Annotated in this window: 1 protein-coding gene and 1 pseudogene; both read left to right on the forward strand. The window is 49.7% G+C overall.

Annotated features, from left to right (window positions below; translation table 11 throughout):
- Window positions 1-178, forward strand: a pseudogene (locus tag VB081_RS14965) (dihydropyrimidine dehydrogenase); the annotation flags it as partial.
- Between the two features lie 160 nt (window positions 179-338).
- A complete protein-coding gene (locus VB081_RS03505) occupies window positions 339-1,514 on the forward strand; it encodes an iron-containing alcohol dehydrogenase (protein ID WP_323399463.1) in 1,176 nt (391 codons plus the stop codon).
- Window positions 1,515-1,751: the final 237 nt, after the last annotated feature.

Consider the following 1,751-nt stretch of genomic DNA (forward strand, 5'->3'; position numbering starts at 1 on the left):
GCCGGAGCTTAAGACGCAGTCGTGGGGCGGCATTATTACAAATGAAGAAACGGGTGCGACGTCCATCCCCGGCGTATATGCCGGCGGGGACGCTGTGACAGGCGCTGCTACTGTTATCCTTGCGATGGGCGCGGGCAAGACCGCTGCGCAGAGCATCGATGAATATTTGAATAAATAGAGCGATATAGTGTATTAAAAAGACTGTCCTCGCCGGACAGTCTTTTTTGATGAAATCGGAAAAAGGCCTTGCTTCGAAAACAAAAAAAACTTATAATGAAACCAAAACAATCACGTTGAAATATATTAGAAATCAACATCCATATAGAAAGAGGCGCAGTATGTCAAGATTTACGGTTCCAAGAGATGTATTTTTCGGGCACGGCTCCATTGAGGAGATTCGTCATTTGAAGGGCTACAAACGCGCATTTGTAGTCGCCGACCGCATCATGGAGCAGCTTGGTATGGTGGAAAAGCTGACGGAAGTCCTGCGCGGCTGTAATATGGAAGACATTGAGTATTTCTTTGATGTAGAAGCCGATCCTTCGGTCGAAACGGTGATGAAGGGCGCGGCACGGCTTTTGGAGCGCCAGTCGGACATCATCTTTGCCATCGGCGGCGGCAGCGTGATCGACGCGGCCAAAGCGATGTGGATCTTCTACGAGCACCCGGAGCTTACCTTTGACCGGATCATAACGTCCGGCGAGATTCCGCAGCTGCGCGAAAAAGCGATTCTTGTGGCCATTCCGTCAACAAGCGGCACGGGCAGCGAGGTGACCTCCTTCGCCGTCATCACAGACCACCAGTCCAAGGTGAAGTACCCCATTGCGGATTTTGAGATCACGCCCGATGTGGCGATCTTAGACAGCCAGATCACCGCGACGATGCCGCCTAAGCTTGTGGCCTATACAGGTATGGACGCATTGACGCACGGCATAGAGGCTTACGTCGCCCAAAACCGTTCCAGCTTTACGCGTCCCCTGTCCATCCATTCCATCGCCATCATCATTGGCTATCTCGAGGATTCTTATTACGGCGACATGGAAGCCAAGGACGAGATCCATGTTGCGTCCTGCCTTGCGGGAATGGCGTTCACCAACGCACAGCTTGGCATCAATCATTCCATCGCGCACAAAGCGGGCGCGCTTTTTGGCGTTCCGCACGGCCTGTGCAACTCTATCCTGCTGCCGTATGTGATCGACTATAATCGCCGCGACCATACCGCCCTGCGCCGTTATGCGCGTATCGCCAAGCGCATCGGCTTCGAAGGCGACCGCGACAAGCTGCTGCTCAACTCGCTGCTGCAAACCATTGCCACGCTTACACGCAACTTGAACCTGCCCACCAGCTTTGAGGAAGCGGGCGTCAACGAATTTAAGTACAATATGTACAAACGAGAGATCGCCGAAAACGCTTTTCTTGATCCGTGCACGCTGTCCAACCCGCGCGCAACGAATCCCGATGATCTGGAACGTATTTTGGAGTGTGCATATTACGGCAAAAAGGTCGCTTTCTAATTTATACATTTTTATGCATAAAAAACGTTCGTTTCTGCTTAAATATTCAATTTTTAATGTTTTCTGCAATTTGCACCGTTTTTTGCTTTTTCTGCACAACCACGCATTTTTCGCAATTGTGGATAACTTCGGTATCATTTGCATTTTTTCTTTTTTTAAAACCGCATAACAGAGCCTTTTGTTAAACATAAAGTTATCCACATCCGTTGGTGGATAACTTCTTTTTTCTGCATTGTT

It is taken from the genome of Christensenella sp., assembly GCF_034927525.1.
Taxonomy (GTDB): Bacteria; Bacillota; Clostridia; order Christensenellales; family Christensenellaceae; genus Christensenella.